The organism is Streptomyces abyssomicinicus (assembly GCF_008974245.1).
GTDB classification, from domain to species: domain Bacteria; phylum Actinomycetota; class Actinomycetes; order Streptomycetales; family Streptomycetaceae; genus Streptomyces; species Streptomyces abyssomicinicus.
The window spans coordinates 391,629-416,410 of the sequence record NZ_BBZI01000007.1 but is presented as its reverse complement, the minus strand read 5'-3'; the positions used below and the strand labels follow the sequence as shown (position 1 = coordinate 416,410).

Sequence of the window (24,782 nt, the reverse complement as noted above, 5' to 3'; positions counted from 1 at the left end):
CCGGGGCGGGCAGCGCGCCCTGGCGGCGCCCATCCTCAGTTCCCCCCTCGGGCGTGGCGCGCGATGTGCCGCAGTGCCTCGGCGAAGTCCGTGGCGACGCGCCGGACCGTCTCCGTGTCGTGGACGGCGGGGCGGTGGTTCCAGGTGAAGGTGAGGCGGCCGTGGCGCACCGCGCCGCCCACCTCGAGCAGGTGGGAACCTCCGTCGCGGGGGTCGTGGTCCTGGCCGAGGCTGCCGTGCGGGGCGCGGATCAGCCCGGCGCCCTGGGCCGCGTCCGCGGCCGGGCGGGCGTCCAGCTGGCCGAGGTAGTTGAAGACGACCTGGCCGAGCGCCGCCTCGCCGCCGAGCCGCGCGCGCACCTCGGGCGGGCCGTAGGCGCGCAGGGCGCCGAAGCCGATGCCGTTGCCCGGTACGGCGCGCAGCTGGCGGCGCACGGACTTCACCAGGGCGCGCCAGTCACGGCCGGGGCAGAGGTCGTCGGGTGTGTCGACGCTCAGCGCGACCGGGTGGACGGTGGTGAACCAGCCGACGGTGCGCGACAGGTCCACCCCGTCGAGCAGGTCCTCGCGGCCGTGGCTCTCCAGGTCCAGGCGGACCCTCTTCCCGCCGGTCCACCGGGCCAGGGCGAGGGCGAGGGCGGCCAGCAGGACGTCGTTGACGCGGGTGCGGTAGGCGGTGGGGGCGGAGCGCAGCAGGGCCTCGGTGTCCTCCTCGTCGAGTTCCACGGTGAGCGTGCGGGAGGCGCCCGCGTCGGGGAGCACCCGGCCGGGCAGCGGTTCGGCGGCGGTCACCGCCTCCTCCCAGTGGGGGACTTCGTGGTCCAGGCCGCCGCCCGCCACGTGCTGTGCGAGCCCGCGGGCCCAGTCGCGGTAGGAGGTGGTGCGCTCCCCCAGGTCGACCGGTTCGCCGCGTACCGCCTGGTGGTAGGCGGTCTCCAGGTCGTCGCGCAGGATCCGCCAGGACACGGCGTCCACCACGAGGTGGTGGGCGACCAGCAGGAGGAAGGCGGGGCGGCCGGGGCCGGCGGTGAACAGCCCGGCGGCCAGCAGCGGCCCCTGCTCCAGGCCGAAGCCGGCGTGGAGTGCGTCGGCGGCCCGCTCCATGACGGCGTGGACGCGCTCCGGGGGCAGGCCCGTCAGGTGGTGGTGGACCAGGACGTCCTGCCGTTCGGCCGGCGGCGGGTTGAACTGGCGCCAGCCGTCGGTGTCCCGGGTGAAGCGCATGCGGAGCGCGTCGTGGTGGTGGAGCAGGGCGACGAGGGCCGTCTCCAGGGCCGCCGGGTCGGGTGTGCCCTCGAGTTCGAGGAGGAGGGACTGGTTGAAGTGGTGGTGCGCGGCGCGCGGGGTGGTCAGGAACCACTCCTGGATGGGGGTGAGCGGCACCTCGCCGCTGACCGGGCCGTCCCCGGTGCGCTGCGGCCCGGTGCGGACGACGGCGGCCAGGCCGGCGACGGTCTGGTGGGCGAACAGGTCGCGGGTGGCGAGGTGGAGTCCCTCGCGGCGCAGACGGGACACCACCTGCATGCTGAGGATCGAATCGCCGCCCAGGTGGAAGAAGTTGTCGTCGGCGCCGACCTCCGGCACGCCGAGGACCTCGGCCCAGACGCGGGCGACGCGCCGCTCCGTCTCCGTGCGGGGGGCGGTGCGCGGCGCGCCGGAGACCGGCGCCGGGGCGGGTGCGGGAAGGGCGCGCCGGTCCAGTTTGCCGCTCGGGGTGAGCGGCAGCGCCTCGAGCGGGACGAACACCGAGGGCACCATGTACGGCGGCAGACGCCGGGCCAGCTCCTCGCGCAGGGCGGCCGACTCGTCGTGCGGGGCGGCCGGTTCGTCGTGCGGGGCGGCCGGTTCCACGGCGGGGCGGCGGTCGCCCGCGGTGGGGCCGGTGTCCGCGGGACCCGCGCCGGTGGCCGTGGCGGTACCGGCACCGCTGTCAGTACCGGCACGGGTACCGGCACCGGCATCCGCACCGGTGGGGACGACGTAGGCCACCAGCCGTGCGGTGCCGGTCGGCCCGTCGTCGCGGACGACGACGACCGCGTCGCGCACCCGTCCGCTCCGCCGCAGGGCGGCTTCGATCTCGCCCGGCTCGATGCGGTGGCCGCGGAGTTTGACCTGGTGGTCGGCGCGCCCGGCGAACAGCAGCTGTCCGTCGGCGTCCCTGCGCACCAGGTCGCCGGTGCGGTACATCCGTTCCCCGGGCGCTCCGGACGGGTCGGGCAGGAAGCGGGCCGCGGTCAGGCCGGGCCGGCCCAGGTAGCCGCGGGCCAGGCCCGGGCCCGCGATGTACAGCTCCCCCAGCACGCCGGGCGGGACGGGCCGCAGGGCGGCGTCCAGGACGTGCACGCGGGTGGCGCCGGCCGGCCCGCCGATGGGCGGCGCTCCCGCGGCGGGGGCGAGCGGGCCGGTCCAGGTCGCCACCACGGTGGCCTCGGTGGGCCCGTAGGAGTTGATCATCCGGCGGCCGGGCGCCCACCGTTCGACCAGGTCGGCGGGGCATGCCTCGGCGCCGACGATCAGGGTGCGCAGCGCGGGGAGCCCGGCGGCGGCCGTGCCGGGGAGGGTGGCGAGGGCCGCCGGGGGGATCAGCGTGTGGCTGATGCGCCGCCCGGCGAGGACCTCGAGCAGCCGTTCGCCGACCAGCGGTCCCTCCTCCCCGGTCACCAGGGTGGCGCCGGTGAGCAGGGAGACGCACAGTTCCAGGACGGAGGCGTCGAAGCTGGGCGAGGCGAACTGCAGCATCCGGTCGCCGGGGCCCGCCGCGTAGCGTTCGGCGGCGGCCGCGGCGAACGCGGCCAGGCCGGTGTGGGTGACGACGACGCCCTTGGGGGTGCCGGTGGAGCCCGAGGTGTGGATGACGTACGCGGGGTGCGCGGTGGAGAGCGGGGCGAGGCGGTCCGCGTCGGTGGGGGCGGTGTCCGGTCCGTCGCCGTCCCACACCCGGGCCGCGTCGTCCAGCACCAGGGCGGCGCCGGCGTCGCGGAGGACGAAGGCGCGGCGCTCCTCGGGGTGGTCCGGGTCGACGGGGACGAAGGCGCCGCCCGCCTTGGCGACGGCGAGCTGGGCGACCACCGCGGCCGCGCCGCGGGGCAGCCGCAGGGCCACCACCGTCTCGGGGCCGACCCCGCGGCCGATGAGCCGGTGGGCGAGCCGGTTGGCGGCCCGGTCGGTCTCCGCGTAGGTCCACTCCCGGCCGCCCTCGGCCAGGGCGACGGCGTCCGGGGTGCGGGCCGCCTGCCGTTCGAACAGCTCGGGCAGCGTGGCCTCGGGCACCGGGCGGGCGGTGCCGCTTCCGGCGGCGAGCAGGGCCTCGAGCTCCGCGTCGGTGGAGAGCGGCAGGGCGCCCAGCGGCCGGTGCGGGTCGTCGGCGAGGGCGGTCAGCAGCGTGGTGAGCTGTGCGGCCATGCGCCGGGCGGTGGCGTCGTCGAACAGGCCGGTGCTGTAGGTGAGCAGGCCGTGCAGGGCGCCGTCGTCGCCCTCGGCGAACTCAAAGGTGAGGTCGAACGCCGCGTGCCGCAGCTCGGTCTCGGCGTCGGTGACCTCCAGGTCCGGCAGGCCGGTCGCGGGGGACGGGGTGTTCTGCAGGACGACCATCACCTGGAAGAGGGGGGTGCGGCTGGTGTCGCGTTCCGGGCGCACCTCGTCCACCACCCGCTCGAAGGGCACGTCCTGGTGGGTGAAGGCGTCGAGCACGGTCCGCCGTACGCCGGAGAGGAACTCCGGGAAGGACTGCTCGGGGCGCACCTCGGAGCGCAGGACCAGGGTGTTGACGAAGAAGCCGACCAGGTTCTGTGTCTCGGGCAGGTCGCGGCCGGAGGTGACGGTGCCGACGGCGATGTCCTGGCCGCCGGTCAGCCGGGCCAGGTAGGCCTGGGTGGCGGCGACCAGGGTGGTGAACAGGGTGGCGCCGCGCTCCTGTCCGGCCCGGGTGAGCCGGCGGGCGGTGTCCGGCGGCAGCACCAGGCGGGTGGTGGCGCCGTCGGCGGTGCGCACCGGCGGGCGCGGCCGGTCGGTCGGCAGGTCGAGCGGTTCGAGGCCGGCCAGCCGCTCCTTCCAGTACCCGAGGTGCTCTCCGGCGGCGGCGTCGGCGACGGTGCGCTGCCAGTGCGCGTAGTCGGCGTACTGCACGGGCAGCGCGGGGAGTTCGCCCGTGGCGGTGCCGGTCTCGGCCCGGTAGAGGTGGAACAGGTCGCCGGTGAGGACCCCGGTGGACCAGCCGTCGGTGACGATGTGGTGCGTCACGAGGGCCAGGACGTGTTCGTCGCCGGACAGCCGCACCAGCGCGGGGCGCAGCAGCGGCCCCTGGCGCAGGTCGAAGGGGCGGGTGCGTTCGTCCGTGAGGAGTTCCTCCAGCCGCGCCGCGCGGTCGGGTGCGGGCAGGCCGGAGAGGTCGTGCAGCGGCAGCGGGACGTCCTGCGGGGGGTGCACGATCTGCACGCCGTGGCCGTCGGCCGAGTCGAAGGTGGTGCGCAGCGACTCGTGGCGGGCGACGACGGACCGCAGCGCCCGGGTGAGGGCTCCGGTGTCCAGGCGGCCGCGCAGGCGCAGCGCGAGCGCGGTGACGTAGGCGGCGTCGCCGGGCGCGAACTCCTCGAGGAACCACAGGCGTTGCTGCGCGTAGGACATGGGCGTCGGCGTCGTGCCGTCGCGCGGCACCGGGGTCGGGGCGGGCCGTGCCGGTGCCGCGCCGGGCGCGGTGAGCAGGGCGGCGAGCGCGGCCGGGGTCGGGTGGTCGAACACGGCGCGCGGCGAGATGTCGGCGCCGAAGGTCTCCGCGAGGCGTGAGGCCAGGCGGATGCTGAGGATGGAGTCGCCACCCAGCAGGAAGAAGTCGTCCCGCACGCCGGGCCTCTCGCCGCCCAGCACCTCGGCGAAGACCTCCACGGTGCGGTGCTCGGCCTCGGTGCGGGGCTCGGCGTACGCGTCGTCCGGTCGCCCGTCGGCGTCCGCCGGGGCCGGCAGCGCCGCCCGGTCGACCTTGCCGTTGCCGCTGAGCGGGAGTGCCGGGAGCGGGACGACCGCGGAGGGCAGGAGGTAGTCGGGCAGGGTGTGCCGGGCGAACTCCAGCAGCGCTCGCGGGTCCCGGCCGGCCTCGCCGACGACGTAGGCGACCAGCCGCCTGGATCCCGGGCCGTCCTGGCGGGCCACCACCGCGACGTCCGCGACGCCCGGGTGGGCGGCGAGGGCGGCCTCGACCTCGCCGGGCTCGACGCGGAAGCCGCGGATCTTCACCTGGTCGTCGGCGCGGCCGAGGAACTCGAGGGTGCCGTCGGCGCGCCGCCGGGCGAGGTCGCCGGTGCGGTACGCGCGGGTGCCGGGCGGGCCGCAGGGGTCCGCGACGAAGCGCGCGGCGGTCTCGCCGGGGCGGCCGAGGTAGCCGCGGGCCACCCCCTCCCCCGCGACGTACAGCTCGCCGGCGCAGCCCGGCGGGACGGGGCGCAGCCTGCTGTCCAGGACGTGCGCGCGCCGGTCGTCCAGCGGACGGCCGATCGGCACGGTGCCGGGCACGGAGGCGGCGTCGGCGAGGGCGTGGGAGGTGGCGAAGGTGGTGGTCTCGGTGGGGCCGTAGCCGTCGACGACGGTCAGGCCGGGGCAGGCGGTCAGCACCCGGCGCACGGCGGCCGCAGGGACCACGTCGCCGCCGGTCCACACCTGGCGCAGTCCCGCGAAGCAGTCCGGGGCGTCCTGGGCGAGCAGGCGGAACAGGCCTGCCGTCAGCCACAGGGCGGTCAGGCCGCCGTCGCCCTCCTTCCCGGCCAGGCGTCGCAGCAGCGTCGCGTCGACGGTGTCGCCGGGGGCGACGACCACCGTCCCGCCGGACAGCAGGGGGGCCCAGACCTCGAAGGTCGCCGCGTCGAAGGCCACCGGCGAGTGCAGCAGCACCCGTGCGCACACGCCGTCGCCGAACCGGCTGTCGGTGGCGAGCGACGCCACGTCCCGGTGCCGCACGGCGACCGCCTTGGGCCGGCCGGTGGAGCCGGAGGTGAACATGACGTAGGCGAGGCGGTCGGGGTCGGCGGGCGGGAAGGGCGCGGCCGGGGTTCCGGCCGGGTCGTCGGCGGCGCACGCGGTGACGTCCTGGGCGGTGAGCCGCGCCGCCGCGCCCGCCTGCGCCAGCAGCGTCCGGCGCCGCTCCTCGGGGGCGCGGGCGTCCACCGGGACGTAGGCGCCGCCCGCCTTGAGGACCGCGAGCTGGGCGACGACGAGTTCGGCGCCGCGTTCCATGAGGAGGGCGACGCGGTCCTCCGGACCCACGCCGTCCCGGAGGAGGCCGGCGGCCAGCCGGTCGGACCAGGCGTCGAGGAGGCGGTAGGTGACCTCGCGGTCGCCGTCGTGGACCGCGACCGCGTCGGGGGTGCGGCGGGCCTGCGCGGCGAAGAGGCCGACGGGGCTGTCCGGCGCGGCGCGGCGGGCGGTGGTGTTCCACCGGGCCAGCGTCCGCCGGTCCTCTGCGGTCAGCAGGTCCAGGTCGTCCACCGTGACACCGCCGTCCCGGGCCTCGCCGTCGAGGGCGTCGGTGAGCGCGGTGACCAGGACGGTCAGCCGGGCCGCGGCGTCTTCCACGGTCGGGGCGTCGAACAGCGCGGAGTCGTAGGCCACATCGAGGCCCAGCCGGTCGCCGAGGTGGGCGCGCAGGCACAGCGGGAAGGTGGTGGCGTCGTCGGCGCGCACCTCCTCGACGCCCACGCCGGTGCGGGCGGCGGCGGTCTCGTCGACGGGGTAGTTCTCGAAGACCACCATGCTGTCGAACAGCGGCTCGCCGGACGGGAGCGGGCCGGCGGCCTGGATGCGGGGCAGGGCGAGGAAGTCGTGGCGGCGCGCCTCGGTCTGTTCCTCCTGCACGCCGCGCAGCCAGTCCCGCACGCTGCCGGACGGCACCCGCACCCGGGTGGGCACGGTGTTGATGAACATGCCGATCATCGTCTCGACGCCGGGCAGTTCGGCCGGACGTCCGGAGACGGTAGTGCCGAACACCACGTCGTGTCGTCCGCCGGTGCGTGCCAGCAGCAGCGCCCAGGCGCCCTGGACGACGGTGTTGACGGTGAGCCCGGCGCGCGCCGCCGCCTCCCGCAGCCGGCGGGAGGCCGGCTCGTCCAGCGTGTGGCGGACGGTGGCGGCGGAGCGGGCGCGGTGCGCCTCGGCGGGGACGCGGTCGTAGGGCAGCGGGGTGCGCCCGGTGAAGCCGGCGAGGACGCCCGCCCAGTGCCGTTCGGCCGCGGCGGCGTCGCTCTCCTCCCGCTCGGCCAGCCAGCGCAGGTACTCCGCGAAGGGCCTGCGGGCCGGGGGCGCGGCGGCCCGGCCGCCGGTGCGGGAGGCGTACAGCTCGCACACCTCGGTGAGCAGCTGCCCGGTGCTCCAGCCGTCCAGGGCGATGTGGTGGGTGGACCACACCAGCAGCACCTCGTCGCCGGGCAGGGCGGCCAGGGTGAGGCGGGTGAGCGGGGCGCGGGTGACGTCCAGGCCGGCCGCGCGGTCGTCGTCGAGGAGCCGTCCGGTCGCCTCGCTCCGCTCCCGTTCCGTCATCCCGCGCAGGTCGAGGTGGGTGACGGGCAGGTCGACGGCGCGGTGGACGACCTGGACCGGGTGCGGCAGGCCCTTCCAGTGGACGCTGGTGCGCAGGGCGGGGGTGCGGTCGGTCAGCCGCTGCCACGCCTCGGCGAAGGCGTGCGGGTCCGCGACGCCGGACAGCCGTACGGCGACGCGGTCGGCGTAGGCGTCCGCGGTGTCGACCAGCCCGTGGAAGAGCATGCCGGCCTGGAGCGGGGTCAGCGGCAGCACGTCGTCGACGTCGCGGCCGTCGCCGACGAGGCGGTCCAGCTGTTCCTGGCCGAGGCCCGCGAGCGGGAAGTCGGAGGGGGTGCGGCCGCCGGCGTCCGGGCGGGCGCAGTGCGCGGCGATCTCCCGCAGCGCGGTCAGGGTCTCCTCGGCGAGACGGCGTACGAGGGCCTCGTCGTGGACGGCGGGCGGGTAGGTCCAGCCGAGCTCGAGCCGGCCGTCCTGGACGACGCCGGTGACGTCCAGCAGGTAGGGGCGTTCCTCGTCCGGGTCGGTGTCCCGGCCCGCCGGGGGCAGCGCGCCCCGCAGCAGTCCGTCGCCGGCCGTCCCGCCCGCGTCCCACCGCCCGTGGTAGTTGAACCCGACCTGCGGCCGCAGGGCGCCGGCGAGCGGGCCGCCGGGCGCCAGGTGGCGCAGCGCCCCGTGGCTCAGCCCGCGCCGTGGCACGGCGCGCAGTTGTTCCTTGACCGAGCGGAGCGTGTCGTGCCAGCCGGCCGCGGGGTCGACGGCGAGCGCGAGCGGGAACTCGGCGGTGAACCAGCCGACGGTGCGCGACAGGTCCACGTCGTCGAACAGGTCCTCGCGGCCGTGTCCCTCGACGCCGATCAGGACGGTGTCGCGTCCGCACCAGCGGGCCAGGGTGCGGCCCAGGGCGCTCAGCAGCACGTCGTTGACCTGGGTGCGGTAGGCGTCGGGGACCCGGCGCAGCAGCGCGTCGGTCTCCTCGCGTTCCAGGGCGACGGTGACGGTGGCGGCGGCGCCGTGGGTGTTGGGGCCGATCCGGCCGGGCGGCAGGGCGGCCGCATCGGTGCCGGTCGCAGCGGTGCCGGTCGCCGTCCAGTACGCGAGGTCGGCGTCGAACGCTCCGGCGCGCGTGTGTTCCTCCAGCCGGGTGGCCCAGGTGGTGTACGCGGTCGCCACCGGGGGGAGTTCGACGGGCCGTCCGGCCGCGGCGGCGCGGTGGGCGTTCTCCAGGTCGGCGAGCAGGATGCGCCAGGAGACGCCGTCGACCGCCAGGTGGTGGACGGTGAGGACGAGTTGCTGGGGGTCCCCGTCGAGGAGCAGGGCCCGTACGACCCGCCCCTCGGCCGGGTCCAGGGCGGATTGCGCCGCGTCCACCAGGCGCCGGACCTCCGCCTCCCCGGACGGGGCGGCGTGGTGGGTGAACACCTGGTGCGGGGCCTCGGGCAGGACCTCCTGGCGCGGGCCGGCCGGTGTCTGCCGGAACCGGGTGCGCAGGGCGGGGTGGTGGCGCACGAGCGCCTCGACCGCCCGGCGCAGCGCCTCGGGGTCGGTGCCGGGGGCGAGGCGCAGGCGCTGGGTCATGGTGAAGCGCAGCGGGTCGCCGGGCCGGCGGCCGTCGAGGTACCAGTGCTGGATGGGGGTGAGCGGCGCCTCGGCGGGCGCCTCGGCGGTGGCCGCAGGAGCGCCGGAGTCGGTGACGCGCAGGGCGAGTTCGGCGACCGTCCGGTGGCGGAAGACGTCCTTGGTGGTCAGCGCCAGGCCGGCCCGGCGGGCGCGGGAGACGATCTGGATGCTGAGGATGGAGTCCCCGCCCAGGGAGAAGAAGTCGTCCCGGGCGCCGACCCGTTCGACGCCGAGGACGTCCTTCCAGATCGCCGCCAGGCGCTCCTCGGTGCCGGGGCGGGGCGCCACCCACGGGGTGCCGCCGTCGGGCTGCGCGGGGGGTGCGGGCAGCGCGCGCCGGTCGGTCTTGCCGCCGGCGGTGCGCGGGATGCGCTCGAGCGGCACGAACGCGGTGGGCACCATGTGGTCCGGCAGCGTGCGCCGCAGCCGCACCCGCAGTTCGTCGGCGGACGGGCTCCGGCCGTCGGCGGCCACCAGGTAGGCGACGAGCGTGGTGCGGCCCGCGTGCTCGCGGGCCGCGACGGCCGCGTCGGCGACGTCCGGGTGGGCGAGGAGCGCGGCCTCGACCTCGCCGGGCTCGACGCGGAACCCGCGGATCTTGACCTGCTCGTCCGCCCGGCCGAGGAACTCCAGCCGCCCGTGGGCGTCCCACCGGACACGGTCCCCGGTGCGGTACATCCGCTCCCCCGGCGCCGGGGTGAACGGGTCGGGCAGGAAGCGGGAGGCGGTCGCGCCGGGCCGGCCCACGTATCCGCGGGCGACCTGCGGTCCGGACAGGTACAGCTCGCCGGGCACGCCGGGCGGCACCGGCCGCAGGGCTCCGTCGAGGACGTGGGCGCGCAGGTTGTGGCCGGGGCGGCCGATGACCGGCCGGGCGGGGCTGTCGGCGCAGCGGCCGTAGACCGCGTCGACGGTGGTCTCGGTCGGTCCGTACATGTTGTACGCCGAGACCCCGAGTCCGGCCGCCGCGCACAACTCGCGCCAGGTGGCGCCGTCGACGGCCTCGCCGCCGACCAGGAGCAGCTCCGGACGGTGCCGCCCGGGGGCGAGGAGGCCGGCGGCGAGCAGTTCGCGCAGGAAGGTCGGCGTGACGTTGACGAGGTCCAGGCGGTGCTCGTCGATCCGGGCGCGGAAGGCGTCCGGGTCCAGGCGGGTGTCCTCGTCGATCAGGTGGACCTCGTGGCCGAGGGCGAGCAGCAGCGGGCCTTCCCAGGAGGTGTCGAAGGAGAACGAGGCGCTGAGCGCGGCGCGCAGCCGGCGGCCGCCGCCGGTGTGCGGGGCGAGCAGGTTGTCGCGGTGGTCGCGGCAGAGGTTGACCAGCTGGCGGTGTTCGACGGCGACGCCCTTGGGCCGGCCGGTGGAGCCGGAGGTGTGGACGACGTAGGCGGTGTGCCGGGGGTCGAGCGGCCGGCGCCGGTCGGCGTCGGCGGGGTCGTGCGCGGGCAGCCGGTCCCAGGGCACGGCTCGCAGGGCGTCCGGGGTCAGCACGGTGCGCGCGCCGGTGTCCGCCAGCAGGGCGGTGACGCGTGCGGCGGGCAGGCCGGGGTCGAGGAACTGCACGGCGGCGCCCGCCTTGAGCACGGCGAGCAGCGCGACCAGCAGGTCGCCGGTGCGCGGCAGCCGGACGGCGACCACGTCCTCCGGGCCCGCCCCGAGTCCGGCGAGGTGGTGGGCGAGCCGGTTGGCGCGGGTGTTGAGGGCGGCGAAGTCCCAGGTGGCGTCGCGGGTCACCAGGGCGGTGGCGTGCGGGGTGCGGGCTGCCTGGGCCTCGAACAGGGCGGTGAAGGTGGTGTCCGGTTCCGGGCGGGAGGCGCCCTGCCACGCGTGCCGGACCTGGCGCCGCTCGGCCTCGGTGAGCAGCGGCAGTTCGCCGGCGGGCCGCTCCGGGTCCGCGACGGCGGCCTCGAGGAGCAGCCGGAGCCGGCCGGCGAGGCGGCGGGCGGTGACCTCGTCGAACAGGCCGGTGCTGTACTCCAGGTGGCAGGTGACGCCGTCGTCGTGCTCGACGAAGTCGAAGGCCAGGTCGAAGGTGGCGTGCCGGACGGGCGGCGTCACCGGTTCGACGTCCAGGCCGGGCAGTTCCGGGGCCCTGGCGCCCAGGTTGTGCAGGGCGACCATGACCTGGAACAGCGGGGTGCGGCTGGTGTCGCGTTCCGGCTGGAGGGCGTCGACCAGCTGCTCGAAGGGCACCTCCTGGTGGGCGAACGCCTCCAGCACCGTCTCGCGGGCCTGCTCGAGCAGCCGCCGGAACGACAGCTCGGGCCGCACCCGGGCGCGCAGCACCAGCGTGTTGACGAACATGCCGACCAGGTCGTGGAGTTCGGGCCGCTCACGCCCCGCGGTGACGGTGCCGACGGCCACGTCCTCCTGTTCCGTCCAGCGGGCCAGCAGGATCTGGCAGGCGGTCAGCAGCGCCATGTAGAGGGTGGCGTCCGCGGTGCGGGCCGTCTCGCGCAGGCGGCCGGTGAGCGCGGCCGGCAGCTCGAAGGTGAGGAGGGCGCCTTCGCGGGTGCGGACGGCGGGCCGGGGCCGGTCGGTGGGCGGCTCCAGCGGGGTCAGCCCGTCCAGGACCCTCCGCCAGTGGGCGAGGTCCTGCTCGGCCCGGTCGGTCCGGGCGCGCTGCCAGGCGGCGAAGTCGCGGTAGCGCAGGGGCAGTTCGGGCAGGTTCGGGGGGCGGTCGCGGTGTGCCGCCGTGTACAGCTCGCTCAGGTCGCGGCCGAGGACGGCGACGGACCAGCCGTCGGTGACGATGTGGTGCAGGGCGAGGACCAGCACGTGGTCGTCGGCGGCCAGGCGGGCGAGGCGGGCCCGCAGCAGCGGGCCTGCCTCGAGGTCGAAGGGGGTGGCTGCCTCGGCGGCCAGCAGCGCGTCGAGGGCCTGCTCGCCCATGCCGGTCAGGTCGTCGGCCGGCAGGCCGACGGGGAACGGCGGGCGCACCACCTGCCGGGCTGAGCCGTCCCGTTCGGCGAAGGTGGTGCGCAGCGCCTCGTGCCGGGCGACCAGGCCGTCCAGGGCGGCGCGCAGGGCCCTCTCGTCGAGCGGGCCGCGCATCCGCAGCACGGACAGCGTCGTGTACTCGGTGGCCCCCGGTTCGAACCGGTCGAGGAACCACAGGCGTTGCTGGGCGTACGACAGCGGTGCGGGGCCGTCGGGGCGGACGGCCGGGATGAGGTCGGGTGGGCCGTCGGCCGGGTCGCCGAGTGCCGCCGCCAGCGCGGCGGGCGTGGGGTGGGTGAACAGCAGGCGGGGGGAGACGTCCGTGCCGAAGGCCGCGCGCAGCCGCGCGGTGGCGCGCACGGCGAGCAGGGAGTCCCCGCCGAGGGCGAAGAAGTCGTCCTCGGCACCGATCTCCGCGACGTCCAGGACGTCCGCCCAGGCGGCAGCGACGAGGCGTTCGGCATGGGTGCGGGGCGCGACGCGGTCGCCGCGGGCGGCGAAGCCGTCGGGGCCGGGGGCGGGCAGGGCGCGCCGGTCGAGCTTGCCGTTGACGGTCAGCGGCAGCGCGGTCAGCGGCACGTAGGCCGCGGGCACCATGTAGGACGGCAGGGACCGCTCGAGGTGGGCGCGGAGCTCGGCGGCGGACGGCGGGGTCCCGCCCGTCGCGGCACCGGTCGTCGCGTCGCCCGGGTCCTCGCCCGCGCCGGCCCCGCCGCCCGTGCCGCCGGCGGGCACGACGTAGGCGACGAGCCGCCGGGTGCCGGAGGCGTCCTGGTGGACCTCGACGGCGGCGGCGCCGATCCCCGGGTGGGTGTGCAGCGCCGCCTCGATCTCGCCCGGCTCGATGCGGTAGCCGCGGATCTTGACCTGCTGGTCGGCACGGCCCAGGTACTCCAGGGTGCCGTCGGCCCGCCGGCGGGCCCGGTCGCCGGTGCGGTACATGCGGGTGCCGGGCGCCCCGTACGGGTCGGCGGGGAAGCGGCTCGCGGTCAGCCCGGGACGGCCCAGGTAGCCGCGGGCCAGCCCCTCCCCCGCCACGTACATCTCCCCGGTCGCGCCCGGCGGCACCGGCGCCAAGGCGTCGTCGAGGACGTACACCCGCAGGTCCTCGATGCCCGTGCCGATGAGGCCGGCGGCTCCGGTCGGCCGCGTGAGGTCGAGCGTGCCGTCGAGCGGGGCGTAGGTGACGTGCACGGTGGTCTCGGTGATGCCGTACATGTTCACCAGGCGCGGCGCGTCGTGCGGGTGCCGGTCGTACCAGCGGGCGAGCGGCGCCACGTCGAGCGCCTCGCCGCCGAAGACCACCGTCCGCAGGGCCAGCCGGTCACCGGTCTCCGGGTGCTCGGCGTCGGCGCGGATCAGCGGGTGGAACGCGGACGGCGTCTGGTTGAGGACGGTGACCCGCTCGTCGGCGAGGAGCCGGAGGAAGTCCTCCGGCGAGCGGGCGACGTCGTCGGGGACGACGACGAGCCGGCCGCCGTGCAGCAGCGCGCCCCACAGCTCCCACACGGAGAAGTCGAAGGCGTAGGAGTGGAACAGCGTCCACACGTCGTGCTCGTCGAAGCCGAACCAGTGCGCGGTCCGGGTGAAGAGGCGGACCACGTTGGCGTGCGGCACGACCACGCCCTTGGGGCGGCCGGTGGAGCCGGAGGTGTGGATGGCGTACGCGGGGTGTTCCGGCAGCGGCCGCAGGGACGGGTCGCCGGGGCCGGTGGCCGGCCGGGCGGCGAGGTCCGCGGCGACCGCCGGGTCGTCCAGCGCCAGGACGGGCACGTCGGCGCCCCGGGCCCGCGGCGCGTCCTGGGCGGTGGTCACCAGCACGACCGGCCGCGCGTCGTCCAGGACGGCGGCCAGCCGCTCGTCGGGCACCCGCGGGTCGACCGGAAGGTAGGCGGCGCCGGTCTTCAGCACGGCGAGGATCGCCACGACCTGGTCGACGCCGCGGGGCAGGGCGAGCGCGACGTAGCGCTCCGGGCGGGCTCCGGCCTCGGCGAGGCGGTGGGCGAGGCGGCCCGCCCGGGCGTCGAGGCCCGCGTAGTCCAGGTGTTCGCCCCGCCAGGTGACGGCGGGGGCGGCGGGCGTGCGGGCGGCCTGCGCCTCGAAGAGGTCGACCAGGGTCTCGGCGGGGCGGCCGTGGACGGTGCCGCCCGCCCCGGCGAGCAGGCGCCGCCGCTCCTCGGGTGTCGTCCAGGGCAGTGCGCGCAGCGGGCGGCCGGGCGCGTCGGCGAAGCCCGTCAGCAGCAGACGGAGCCGGCCGGCCAGCGCCCGGACCGTCCCGGCGTCGAACAGGCCGGGGTCGTAGGCCAGGTCGAAGCCGATCCGCCCGCCCTGGAAGGCGCGCAGCACCAGCGGGTAGTTGGTGGCGTCGCGGGAGGTCACCTCGGCCAGGCGCACGCCGGAGACGGCCGTACGGGCCTCGTCGAACGGGTAGTTCTCGAAGGCGACCATGCTGTGGAACAGCGGGCTGCCCGGCGGCACGTCGCTGAGCGAGGTCAGCTCGGCCAGGGACACCGCGGCGTGCCGGCGGGCCTCGGCCTGCTCCCGCTGGAGGTCGCGCAGCCAGTCGGCGGCCGGCCGGCGGGGGTCCACCCGGACCCGGGTGGGCAGGGTGTTGATGAACATGCCGATCATCGACTCGGCGCCGGGCAGGTCGTCGGGGCGGCCGGAGACGGTGGTGCCGAACACCACGTCGTCCTGGGCGGCGTGGCGGGCGAGCAGCAGCGCCCAGGCGCCCTGCACGACGGTGCTCAGGGTCAGTCCGTTCTCCCTGGCGGCGCGGACGAGGCGTTCGGAGTCGGCGTCGCCCAGCTCGGTGGTGTGCACGGCCGCCGACCGGGCCTGGTGGGTGCGGTCCTGCGGTCGGTCGGCGGGGAGCGGCGTCGGCGCGGCGAAGCCGGCGAGGGCTTCGCGCCAGTGGTCGCGGGCGGCCTCGGTGTCCTGTTCCGCGAGCAGGCGGACGTGGTCGGCGAAGGGGCGGCGGACCGGCGGCCGGCTCTCGCCGCCCGACACGAGTGCGGCGTACTCCTCGCACACCTCGGTGAGCACCTGGGCCAGGCTCCAGCCGTCCAGGATCAGGTGGTGGGAGGTCCACAGCAGGCGCAGCTCGGCGTCGGGCAGGCGCACGAGGGTGAGCCGCATCAGCGGCGCGGCGGTGAGGTCGATGCCGCGGGCCAGGTCCTCCTCGCCCAGCCTCCTCAGCCGCTCGGCGCGTTCGCCGGGGTCGCCGCGCCGCCAGTCCAGGTGGGTGACGGGCACGGTGACGTGCCGGTGCACGATCTGCAACGGGACGGGCACGTCCTCCCACACCACCGAGGTGCGCAGCGCCGGCGTGCGGTCGGTGACCCGCTGCCAGGCGAGGGCGAAGGCCCGCGGGTCGGCGACGCCGCGCAGCAGCAGGGACGCCTGGTCGACGTACACGTCGTCGGGGCCGCCGACCAGACGGTGGAAGAGCATGCCCTCCTGGAGCGGGGTCAGCGGCAGGATGTCCTCCACCGCGCGTCCGTCACCGGCCAGCCGGTCCACGCCGGCCTGGTCGAGGCGGGCCAGGGGGAAGTCGGACGGGGTGCGGCCGCCGGCGTCCGGGCGGGCGCAGTGCTCGGCGATCGCGGCCAGCGCGGCGGTCATGCCGTCCGCCAGCCGTCGCACGGTCCGCTCGTCGTGGACCTCGTCGCTGTGGTGCCAGGTGATCTCCAGGGTGCCGTCGGTGACGGCGGCGGAGACGTCGAGGAGGTGGTCCAGCGGCTCGTCGGCCGCGATCTCCCGGCCCGGGGCCTGCCCGGCCTGGGCGAAGTCGCCCGAGCGGGGCGTCTCCCACCGGCCGTGGTAGGTGAACGACACCTGCGGCAGCGGGGAGTCGCGCAGGACGTGGGTCGCGGGGGCGGGCGAGCCGAGGTGGGCCAGTGCCTGGTGTCCGAGGCCGCGCCGGGGCACGGCGCGCAGCCGCTCCTTCACCGCCTTCAGCGTGGCGCCCCAGTCGGGCGCGCCGGCCGGTCCGGCCGGGGTGAGGGTGACCGGGTACAGGGAGGTGAACCAGCCCACCGTGCCGGAGAGGTCCAGGTCCTCCCCGGCCTCCTCGCGGCCGTGGCCCTCCAGGGCGACGGTGACGCGCTCGGCGCCGGCCCAGTCGGCGAGGACCCGGCCCAGCGCGGCGAGCAGGACGTCGTTGACCTGGGTGCGGTAGACGCCGGGCACCCGGCGCAGCAGCGCCTCGGTGGTGTCGCGGTCCACCCGCGCGCGGACGGTGCGCACCGACGCGGCCCGCGGACGGCCGGTCCGGTCCACGGGCAGCGGGGTGCGCGGCTCGGCGGCCTCGTCCAGCCAGTGGGGCAGGTCGGCGTCCAGGTCTCCGGCCCGCACCCGCTCGGCGAGGTGCGCGGCCCAGGTCGCGAAGGGCGTGGCCTCCGGTTCCAGGCGGACGGGCCCGCCGTCGGCCGCCTGGCGGTAGGCACGCTCGACGGCGGCGAGCAGCACGCGCCAGGAGACGCCGTCGACGGCCAGGTGATGGGCGGTCAGGAACAGCTGCGGGCGCTCCCCCGCGACGGCGGGCAGCAGCAGGGCGGCGCGGAAGAGGGCGCCGGTCGCGGGGTCGAGGGCGGCGCGGGCGGCGTCGGCGGCCTCCTCGCGGGCGGCCTCCGGGTCGGGCGCGGCGGACAGGTCGTGGCGGGTGAGCAGTCCGGTGGCCGGGCCTTCCCCGGGGTGCTGGCGCCAGGCGCCGTTGTCGCGGGTGAAGCGGGTGCGCAGCGCAGGGTGGCGTGCGGCCACCGCCTCCACCGCCGCCTCCAGGGCGCTCTCGTCGAGGTCGTGCGGCAGGTCGAGGAGGACCGACATGCTGAAGTGGCGCAGCGGGCCGTGGGCGGCGAGGAACCACTCCTGGACGGGGGTCAGCGGCGCCGGACCGGCCGGCCGGGGGGCGCGCGGCGCGGGGGCGGCCGGTGCGCGCCCGGCCGCGGCGGCGGCGAGGTCGGCGACGGTCTGGTGGCGGAAGACGTCCTGCGAGGACACGCGCAGGCCGGCGGCGCGGGCGCGGGCGACGGTCTGGATGCCGAGGATGGAGTCGCCGCCCAGTTCGAAGAAGTTGTCGGTGACGCCCACCCGGGCGATGCCCAGCACCTCGGCCCAGATCCCGGCCAGGGTCTCCTCGGCGGGGGTGCGCGGGGCGACGTGCTCCCGCTCGCGGCCGGCGCCGGGGTCGGGTGCGGGCAGGGCGCGCCTGTCCAGCTTGCCGCTGGTGGTGAGCGGCAGCGCGTCGAGGACGGTGAACGACGAGGGGACCATGTGCCCGGGCAGGACCCGGCTCAGGGCGTCGCGCAGCGCGGACCCGGCGGGGGCGGCGGCGGAGGCGGCGGGGACCACGTAGGCGGCGAGCCGTGTGTGGCCGTGCGCGTCGGCGGCGGCGACGACCGCGGCGGCGGTCAGCTCCGGCAGGTCGAGCAGGGCCGCCTCGATCTCGCCGGGCTCGATGCGGTGGCCGCGCACCTTCACCTGGTCGTCGGCGCGGCCGAGGTGGTCCAGGCGGCCGTCGGCGGTCCAGCGGGCCAGGTCGCCGGTGCGGTACATGCGGCCGCCGGGCGGACCGAACGGGTCGGGGAGGAAGCGCGCCGCGGTCAGGCCGGGGCGGCCGGCGTAGCCACGCGCCACCTGCTCGCCCGCCAGGTACAGTTCGCCGCCGACGCCGGGCGGCACGGGGCGCAGCCGGTCGTCGAGGACGTAGGCCCGCACGTTGGGCAGCGGGCGGCCCACCAAGGGGCGGCCGTCGCCCTCGATCCGGCAGGAGAGGGCGTCGACGGTGCACTCGGTGGGGCCGTAGAAGTTGTACGCGGCGACGTCGCGCCGCGCGGCGAGCTCGCGCCACAGGCCGGCGCCGATGGCCTCGCCGCCGACCATCAGCACCCGCGGGCGGTGCCGGGCGTCGGTGAGCAGCCCGGCGGGCAGCAGCTGGCGCAGGTAGGAGGGCGTCACGTCCAGGAAGTCGACGCGGTGCTCGACGACGTACTCCACCAGGGCGGCCGGGTCCAGGCGGGTGGTCTCGTCGACGAGGTGCAGCGGGTGGCCGTCGGCCATCAGCAGCACGCCCTCCAAGGAGGTGTCGAAGGAGAACGACGCGGTGAGCGCCACGTTCAGCGGTCCGCCGCCGGCCTCCGCGACGAAGCCCTCGCGGTGCGCGGCGAGCAGGTTCGCCACCGAGCGGTGGGTCACGGCGACGCCCTTGGGGCGGCCGGTGGAGCCGGAGGTGTGGATGACGTAGGCGGGGTGTTCGGGGTCGAGGGGGGCGCGCGGCCGGGGGCCGGCGGGCAGGGCCGGGCCGTCCAGGGCGGCGCGCACCGCCGCCTCGTCCAGGACGAGGGCGGGGCGGGCGTCGTCGAGGAGGTACCGGATGCGCTCCTCGGGCAGGGCGGGGTCGATGGGGAGGTAGCCGGCGCCCGTCTTCCACACGGCGAGGATCGCCACGATCATGTCGGCGGTGCGCGGCAGGCGCAGGGCGACCAGCCGCTCGGGTCCGGCGCCCCGGGCGGCGAGGTGGTCCGCGAGCCGTTCGGCGCGGGCGTCGAGGGTGGCGTGGTCGAGGCGTTCGCCGCCGGCGACGAGGGCGGTGGCGTGCGGGGTGCGGGCCGCCCGCTCCTCGAGGAGGCGGGGCAGGAGCGTGGCGGGGACGGGTCGGGCGGTGTCATTCCAGTCCCGGGTGACCTGGCGTTCCTCGGCCGCGGAGAGCAGCGGGAGGGTGCCCAGGGGGCGGTCGGGTTCGGCGGCGGCGCCCGCGAGCAGCCGCCCGAGCTGGTCGGCCGTCCGGCGGGCGGTGTCCGCGTCGAACAGGTCGGTGCGGTACTCCAGCAGGCCGGTCAGCGCCTCACCCTCGGGCACGAACTCGATGCTGAGGTCGAACGTCGCGGCCTGCCGGGGCACCGCGACGGGTGTGGTGGTGAGGCCGCGGAGCGCGGGGGCCGTGGGCGGGGCCGGGTGCAGCAGGACCATCACGTCGAACAGCGGGTTGCGGCCCGCCTCACGGGGCGCGCCGACGGCTTCCACGAGCCGCTCGAAGGGGATGTCGCCGTGCGCGAAGGCGTCGTTGACGGTGTCGGCGGCCACCGCCAGCAGGTCGCGGAAGGAGCCGGCGGTCTCCACGGGGGTGCGCAGGACGACGGTGGAGACGAAGAAGCCGACGGCCCGTTCCAGGTCGGTGCGCGGGCGGCCCGGGGTGAGGGAGCCCACGGTGACGTCGTCCTGCCCGGACCAGCGGGCCAGCAGCGCCTGGCAGGCGGCGGTCAGGGCGGTGAAGAGGGTGGTGTGCTGCTCGGCGGCGAGGGCGCGCAGCCGTGCGGTGACGTCGGCGGGGACCGTGAAGGAGTGCACGGCGCCCGCGCCGGACTCCTCGCCGCGGCGCGGGCGGTCCAGGGGCAGGGCGGGCGGCACGGCCCCGCGCAGTCTGTCCGCCCGGCGGGCCGCCTCGCGGTCCGGCCGGTCCCCGGAGAGCTGTTCGCGCTGCCACACCGCGAAGTCCGGGTACTGGGTGGCCACCGGCGGCAGGTCCACCGGCTCGCCGTGGGCCAGGGCGTCGTAGGCGGCGCAGAGTTCCTCCAGGACGACGCCCGTCGACCAGCCGTCGGTGACGATGTGGTGGGCCGTCAGCAGCAGGACGTGCGCGCCGGCCGTCTCGCGGAGCAGCAGCGCGCGCAGCAGGGGGCCGGTGCGCAGGTCGAAGGGGCGGGCGTACTCGGCGCGCAGCGCGGCCTCGGTCCCGGCGGGGGTGACCTCGCGTACCGGCAGCGGGACGGGGGCGGGTGCGTGGACCCGCTGCGCGGGGTGGCCGTCCTCGCCCTCGTCGAAGGTGGTGCGCAGCGCCTCGTGACGGGCCACCACCAGGTCGAGGGCGCGGCTCAGGGCGCCGTGGTCGAGCGGGCCGGTGAGCCTGAGGGCGACGGCGCTGTTGTAGCGGGCGTCGCCGGGGCGCAGGCGGTCCAGGAACCACAGGCGTCGCTGGGCGAAGGACAGCGGCAGCGGGCGGGTGCGGTCGGCGTGCGGGATGTCCTGCCGGGCGGTGGTCGCGGGCGTGGCGGCGCGGCCGGCCAGCCGGCGGCGCAGGGCCTCCCTGAGGTCCTCGGGCAGGGCCTCGGCGCGGTTTCGCTTCGAAGACGTCATCGGGGTCGGGTCCTTCACCGTTCGTAGGATTCGCCGGCGCCACGGGCGGCGGCCTCGAGTTCGCTGAGCACCTGCTCCTCGACCAGCTCCGCCAGCGCGGCGACGGTGCGGGAGACCAGGACGTCGCGGGGCGTGAGCGTGACGCCGAAGGCGTCGTTGGCGCGGGAGACGATCCGCAGGGCGCGCAGGGAGTCGCCGCCGAGCAGGAAGAAGTCGTCCTCGGCGCCGACCGGTGTGCCCAGGACCTCCTCCCAGAGGGCGGCGAGCGCCTCCTCGGTCGGGGTGCGCGGGGCGACGCGTCCGGCCGTCGCCTCGGCCCGCGGCCCGGGGGCGGGCAGCGCGGCCCGGTCGGTCTTGCCGTTCCCGGTCAGCGGGAAGCGGTCCATCACCACGATCGCCGAGGGCACCATGGGGCCGGGCAGGGTGCGGGCGGTGTGTGCCCGCAGGGCGGACGCGGTGGGCGCGGCCTGGCCGGGCGCGGTGAGGACGTGGGCGACCAGCCGGGGCAGCCCCGGCTCGTCCTCCCGGACGCCCACCACGGCGTCCAGGACGGCGGGATGACGCACCAGGGCGGCCTCGACCTCGCCGGCCTCGATGCGGTGGCCGCGCAGCTTCAGCTGGTGGTCGGTGCGGCCCAGGTGGTGCAGTTCGCCGTGGGCGTCGCTGCGTACCAGGTCGCCGGTGCGGTACATGCGGCTGCCGGGCGGGCCGAACGGGTCGGCGGTGAACCGGGCCGCGGTCAGGCCGGGCCGGCCGAGGTAGCCGCGGGCCAGCGCGTCCCCGGCCAGCCAGAGTTCGCCGGCCGTCCCGGCGGGGACCGGCCGCAGCCGTGCGTCCAGGACGTAGGCGCGGGTGCCGGGCAGGCGGCGGCCGATGGGCGGGGCGGTGCCGTCGGGCTCCAGCGGAGCGGACCAGGTGGCGACCACGGTGGCCTCGGTCGGCCCGTAGGAGTTGATCATCCGGTGGTGCGGCGCCCACCGGGCGGCCAGTTCGGCGCGGCACGCGTCGGCGCCGACCACCAGGGTCCTGAGGTCCGGCAGGGTGCCGGGGACGTCCGGGGGCACGGTGGCGAGCGCGGCCGGCGGCAGCAGCGTGTGGGTGATGCGTTCCTCGCGCAGCACCTGGGCGAGCTGTGCGCCGAGCAGCGGTCCGGGGGCCGGCACGACCAGGCGGGCGCCGTGCGGCAGGGACATGCACAGCTCCAGCACCGACGCGTCGAAGCTGGGCGTCGAGAACGCCAGCACCCGGTCGCCGGCGCGGACCCGGTAGTGGGCGGCCTCGGCGGCGGAGAAGGCGGCCAGGCCGCGGTGGGTGACCACGACGCCCTTGGGGGTGCCGGTGGACCCGGAGGTGTGGATGACGTACGCCGGGTCGTCGAGGTCCAGGGGGCGTGCGCGGTCGGCGTCGGTGGGCCGGTGCGCCGGTGCGCCGCCGGGCGGCGCCGCGAGGAGGGCGCCGGTCTCCTCGGCGTCGAGGACGACGGCGGGCGCCGCGTCGCGCAGCACCAGGGCGATGCGCTCCTCGGGGTGGCCGGGGTCGACCGGCAGGAAGGCGGCGCCGGTCTTGGCCACCGCGAACTGGGCGATCACCATCTCCGCGGAGCGGGGCAGCAGGAGCCCGACGAGCGTGCCGGGCGCGGCGCCGCGGGCGATGAGCCGGTGCGCCAGGCGGTTGGCCCGTTCCTCGATCTCCGCGAAGGTCAGTTCCAGGCCGGGTGCGGTGAGGGCGGGGGCGTCGGGCCACCGGTCCACGGCCGTCTCGATCAGCGCGGCCAGCGGCGCGGCGGTCACCGGCTCCGGGCCCGGGCCCGGGCGCGCCGGTCCGGCGAGCAGGCGTCCGCGTTCCTCCGGGGGCAGCACGTCGAGGTCGTCGAGCCGGGTGTCCTCGTCGGCGGCGGCGAGGCCCCGCAGGGTGTGCAGCAGCCGGGCGGCCAGCGAGCGGGCGGTGGTCTCCCCGAAGTACCGGGGGTCGTGGCCGAGTTCGACGGTGAGCCGCTCGCCGGGGGACACCACCACGGTGAGCGGGTAGTTGGTGGCCTCGCGGGCGTCCAGCTCGTGCACCCGGACGCCCTGGGAGCCGGCCGTGGTGTCGGCCACCGGGTAGTTCTCGAGGACGATGAGGCTGTCGAAGAGCGGCATGCCCTCGGGCAGTCCGCTCAGCGCCCGCAGCCGGGTCAGCGGCAGGTGCTCGAAGCGCCGGTCCTCGGCCCGTGCCCGCTGGGTCTCCCGCAGCCACGGCACGCAGCGGGCCTGCCCGTCGACGGTGACCCGGGCGGGCAGGGTGGTGATGAACAGGCCGGTGATGGTGTCCGCGCCGGGCAGGTCCGCCGGGCGTCCGGAGACGGTGGTGCCGAAGCAGACGTCCGGCGTGTCGCCGAGGCGGGACAGCAGCAGGGCCCAGGCTCCCTGGACGACAGTGTTGAGGGTGAGGTGGTGGCGGCGGGCGAACTCCCGGAGCCGGGTGGTCTCCCCGGCGTCGAGCCGGTGCGACAGCCAGGTGTCCGAGCGGGCCGTGGCGCCCTGCGCGGGCCGGGTGTCGTAGGGCAGCGGGGTGGGCGCGGTGAGGTCGCCGAGGACGGCGCGCCAGTGGTCGTCGGCGCCCTCGGTGCCCCGCGCGGCGAGCCAGGCCGCGTAGTCCGCGAACGGCCGTCGTTCCGGCAGCCGGGGTTCCTCGCCCCGGGCGAGCGCCGCGTGGGCCGCCAGGACGTCGCCGAGCACGTGGAAGACGCTCCAGCCGTCGAGCAGCAGGTGGTGGAAGGTCCACACCACGCGCACCTGGTCCGGGCCCAGCCGGATCAGGGTGACGCGCAGCAGCGGCGGCCGGTCCAGGGCCATGCCGCGGGCCCGGTCCTCGGCCAGCAGCCGGGTGAGCCGTTCGTCCCGCCGCGCCGGGGGCAGTGCGGACCAGTCGTCCTCGGTGACGGGCAGCCGGGCGGCGCGGCGCACCACCTGGAGGGGCTCCGGCACGTCGCTCAGGACGACGGCGGTGCGCAGCACGGGCGTGCGGTCGACGACGTGCTGCCAGGCGGCGGCGAGTGTCCGCGGATCGCGCACGCCGTCCATGACGAAGGTGATCTGTTCGACGTACAGGCCCTGCCCGGGTTCGTCCAGGGCGTGGACGACCATGCCGGCCTGGGTGGGGGTGAGCGGGTAGACGTCGGTGACGTCGCGGCCGGTGCCGGCGAGGCGGTCCACGGCGGCCTGGTCGAGGCGGGCCAGCGGGAAGTCCGACGGGGTGCGGCCGCCGGCGCCGGGGGTGGCGCAGTGCCGGACGATCGCGCGCAGTTCGTCCACCGTCTCGGCGGCGAGGCGGGCCACGGTCTCCCGGTGGTGGATCTCCCGGGAGTACGACCAGGTGAACTCCAGCCGTTTGTCGGTGACCCGGCCGAGCACGTCGATGAGGTGCGGGCGCCGCGCGCCGGGGTCCATGCCGCCGGACAGGCCGTCGCAGGGGGCGTGCAGCAGGCCGCCCGGGGCGGTGTGCCAGTCCTGCCGGCCCAGGTAGTTGAAGGAGATCTGCGGGAGTCCGGGCAGTTCGGCGGCGGTGTCGCCGCCGTCCGGGCGGAGGTACCGCAGGGCGCCGTGGCCGAGGCCGCCGTGCGGGACGGCCCGCAGGTTCTCCTTGACCGACTTCAGTACGGCCCCGGTGTCCGCCGAGCGCGGCACGTCCAGGGTGACGGGGTACATCGCGGTGAACCATCCGACGGTGCGGGAGAGGTCGGTCCCGTCGAAGAGGTCCTCGCGGCCGTGGCCCTCCAGGGCCACCGTCACCCGGTCGCGTCCCGTCCAGCGCGCGAGGACCCGGCCCAGGGCGCACAGCAGCACGTCGTTGACGCGGGTGCGGTACGCCTCGGGGACCTCCTGGAGCAGGCGGCGGGTGTCCTCGTCGTCCAGGACGGCGGTCACGCTCTCCTCGTGGGCGGCCGTGTCGGCGCCGTCGAGGTCGGTGGGCAGCTCGGTCTCCTCGACGTCCAGCCAGTACGGCAGTTCGGCGTCGAAGCCGCCGGCGGCGGTGTGCGCCGCCAGGCGCGTCGCCCAGGCGCGGAACGACGTGGTCTTCGGGCCGAGGTCCACCGGATCCCCGGCGCGCAGCGCGCGGTAGGCGGCGTCCAGGTCCTCCAGGATCACCCGCCAGGACACCGAGTCCACCACCAGGTGGTGGGCGGCCAGGAGCAGCACCGGCCGCCCTCCGTCGGCGGGGCGGCACAGCGCGGCGCGCAGCGGCGGGCCGGTGCGCAGGTCGAAGCCGCGGGCCAGGGCGGCGGCGACGGTCCGGTGCGGCGCGTCGTGCACCTCCAGGTGCGGTGCGGCGCCCGGCTCGGCGGCCCACTGGCGTGTGCCCTGGGCGCCGTCCGGCTCGTAGCGCATGCGCAGCGCGTCGTGGTGGTCGGTGACCGCCGCGAGCGCCGCCCGGAGCAGGTCGGGGTCGGTGCCGGGGTCGACGTGGTGGGAGACCGACTGGGTGAAGTGGGCGGGATCGCCGGTGAGGGTGTCGAGGAGCCAGTGCTGGACGGGGGTGAGTGGCACGTCGCCGGTCACGGCGCCCTGTTCGGCGAGGGTGGCCGCGGCGGGC

At 77.1% G+C, this 24,782-nt stretch carries 2 protein-coding genes; both read right to left on the bottom strand.

The genetic code is table 11. From position 1 onward, the window contains the following. Positions 1-35: 35 nt before the first annotated feature. Positions 36-20,210, bottom strand: a complete 20,175-nt coding sequence (locus GBN72_RS15145) for a non-ribosomal peptide synthase/polyketide synthase (protein ID WP_151772315.1) — start codon at positions 20,208-20,210, stop codon at positions 36-38. A gap of 14 nt (positions 20,211-20,224) precedes the next feature. Continuing rightward, a partial coding sequence (locus GBN72_RS35270) for a non-ribosomal peptide synthetase (protein WP_246212503.1) occupies positions 20,225-24,782 on the bottom strand: 4,558 nt, incomplete at its 5' end.

What these genes read in the sequence shown, in the direction of transcription:
- GBN72_RS15145 (WP_151772315.1), bottom strand. Translation starts at nt 20,210, where the DNA reads ATGACGTCTTCGAAGCGAAACCGCGCCGAGGCCCTGCCCGAGGACCTC.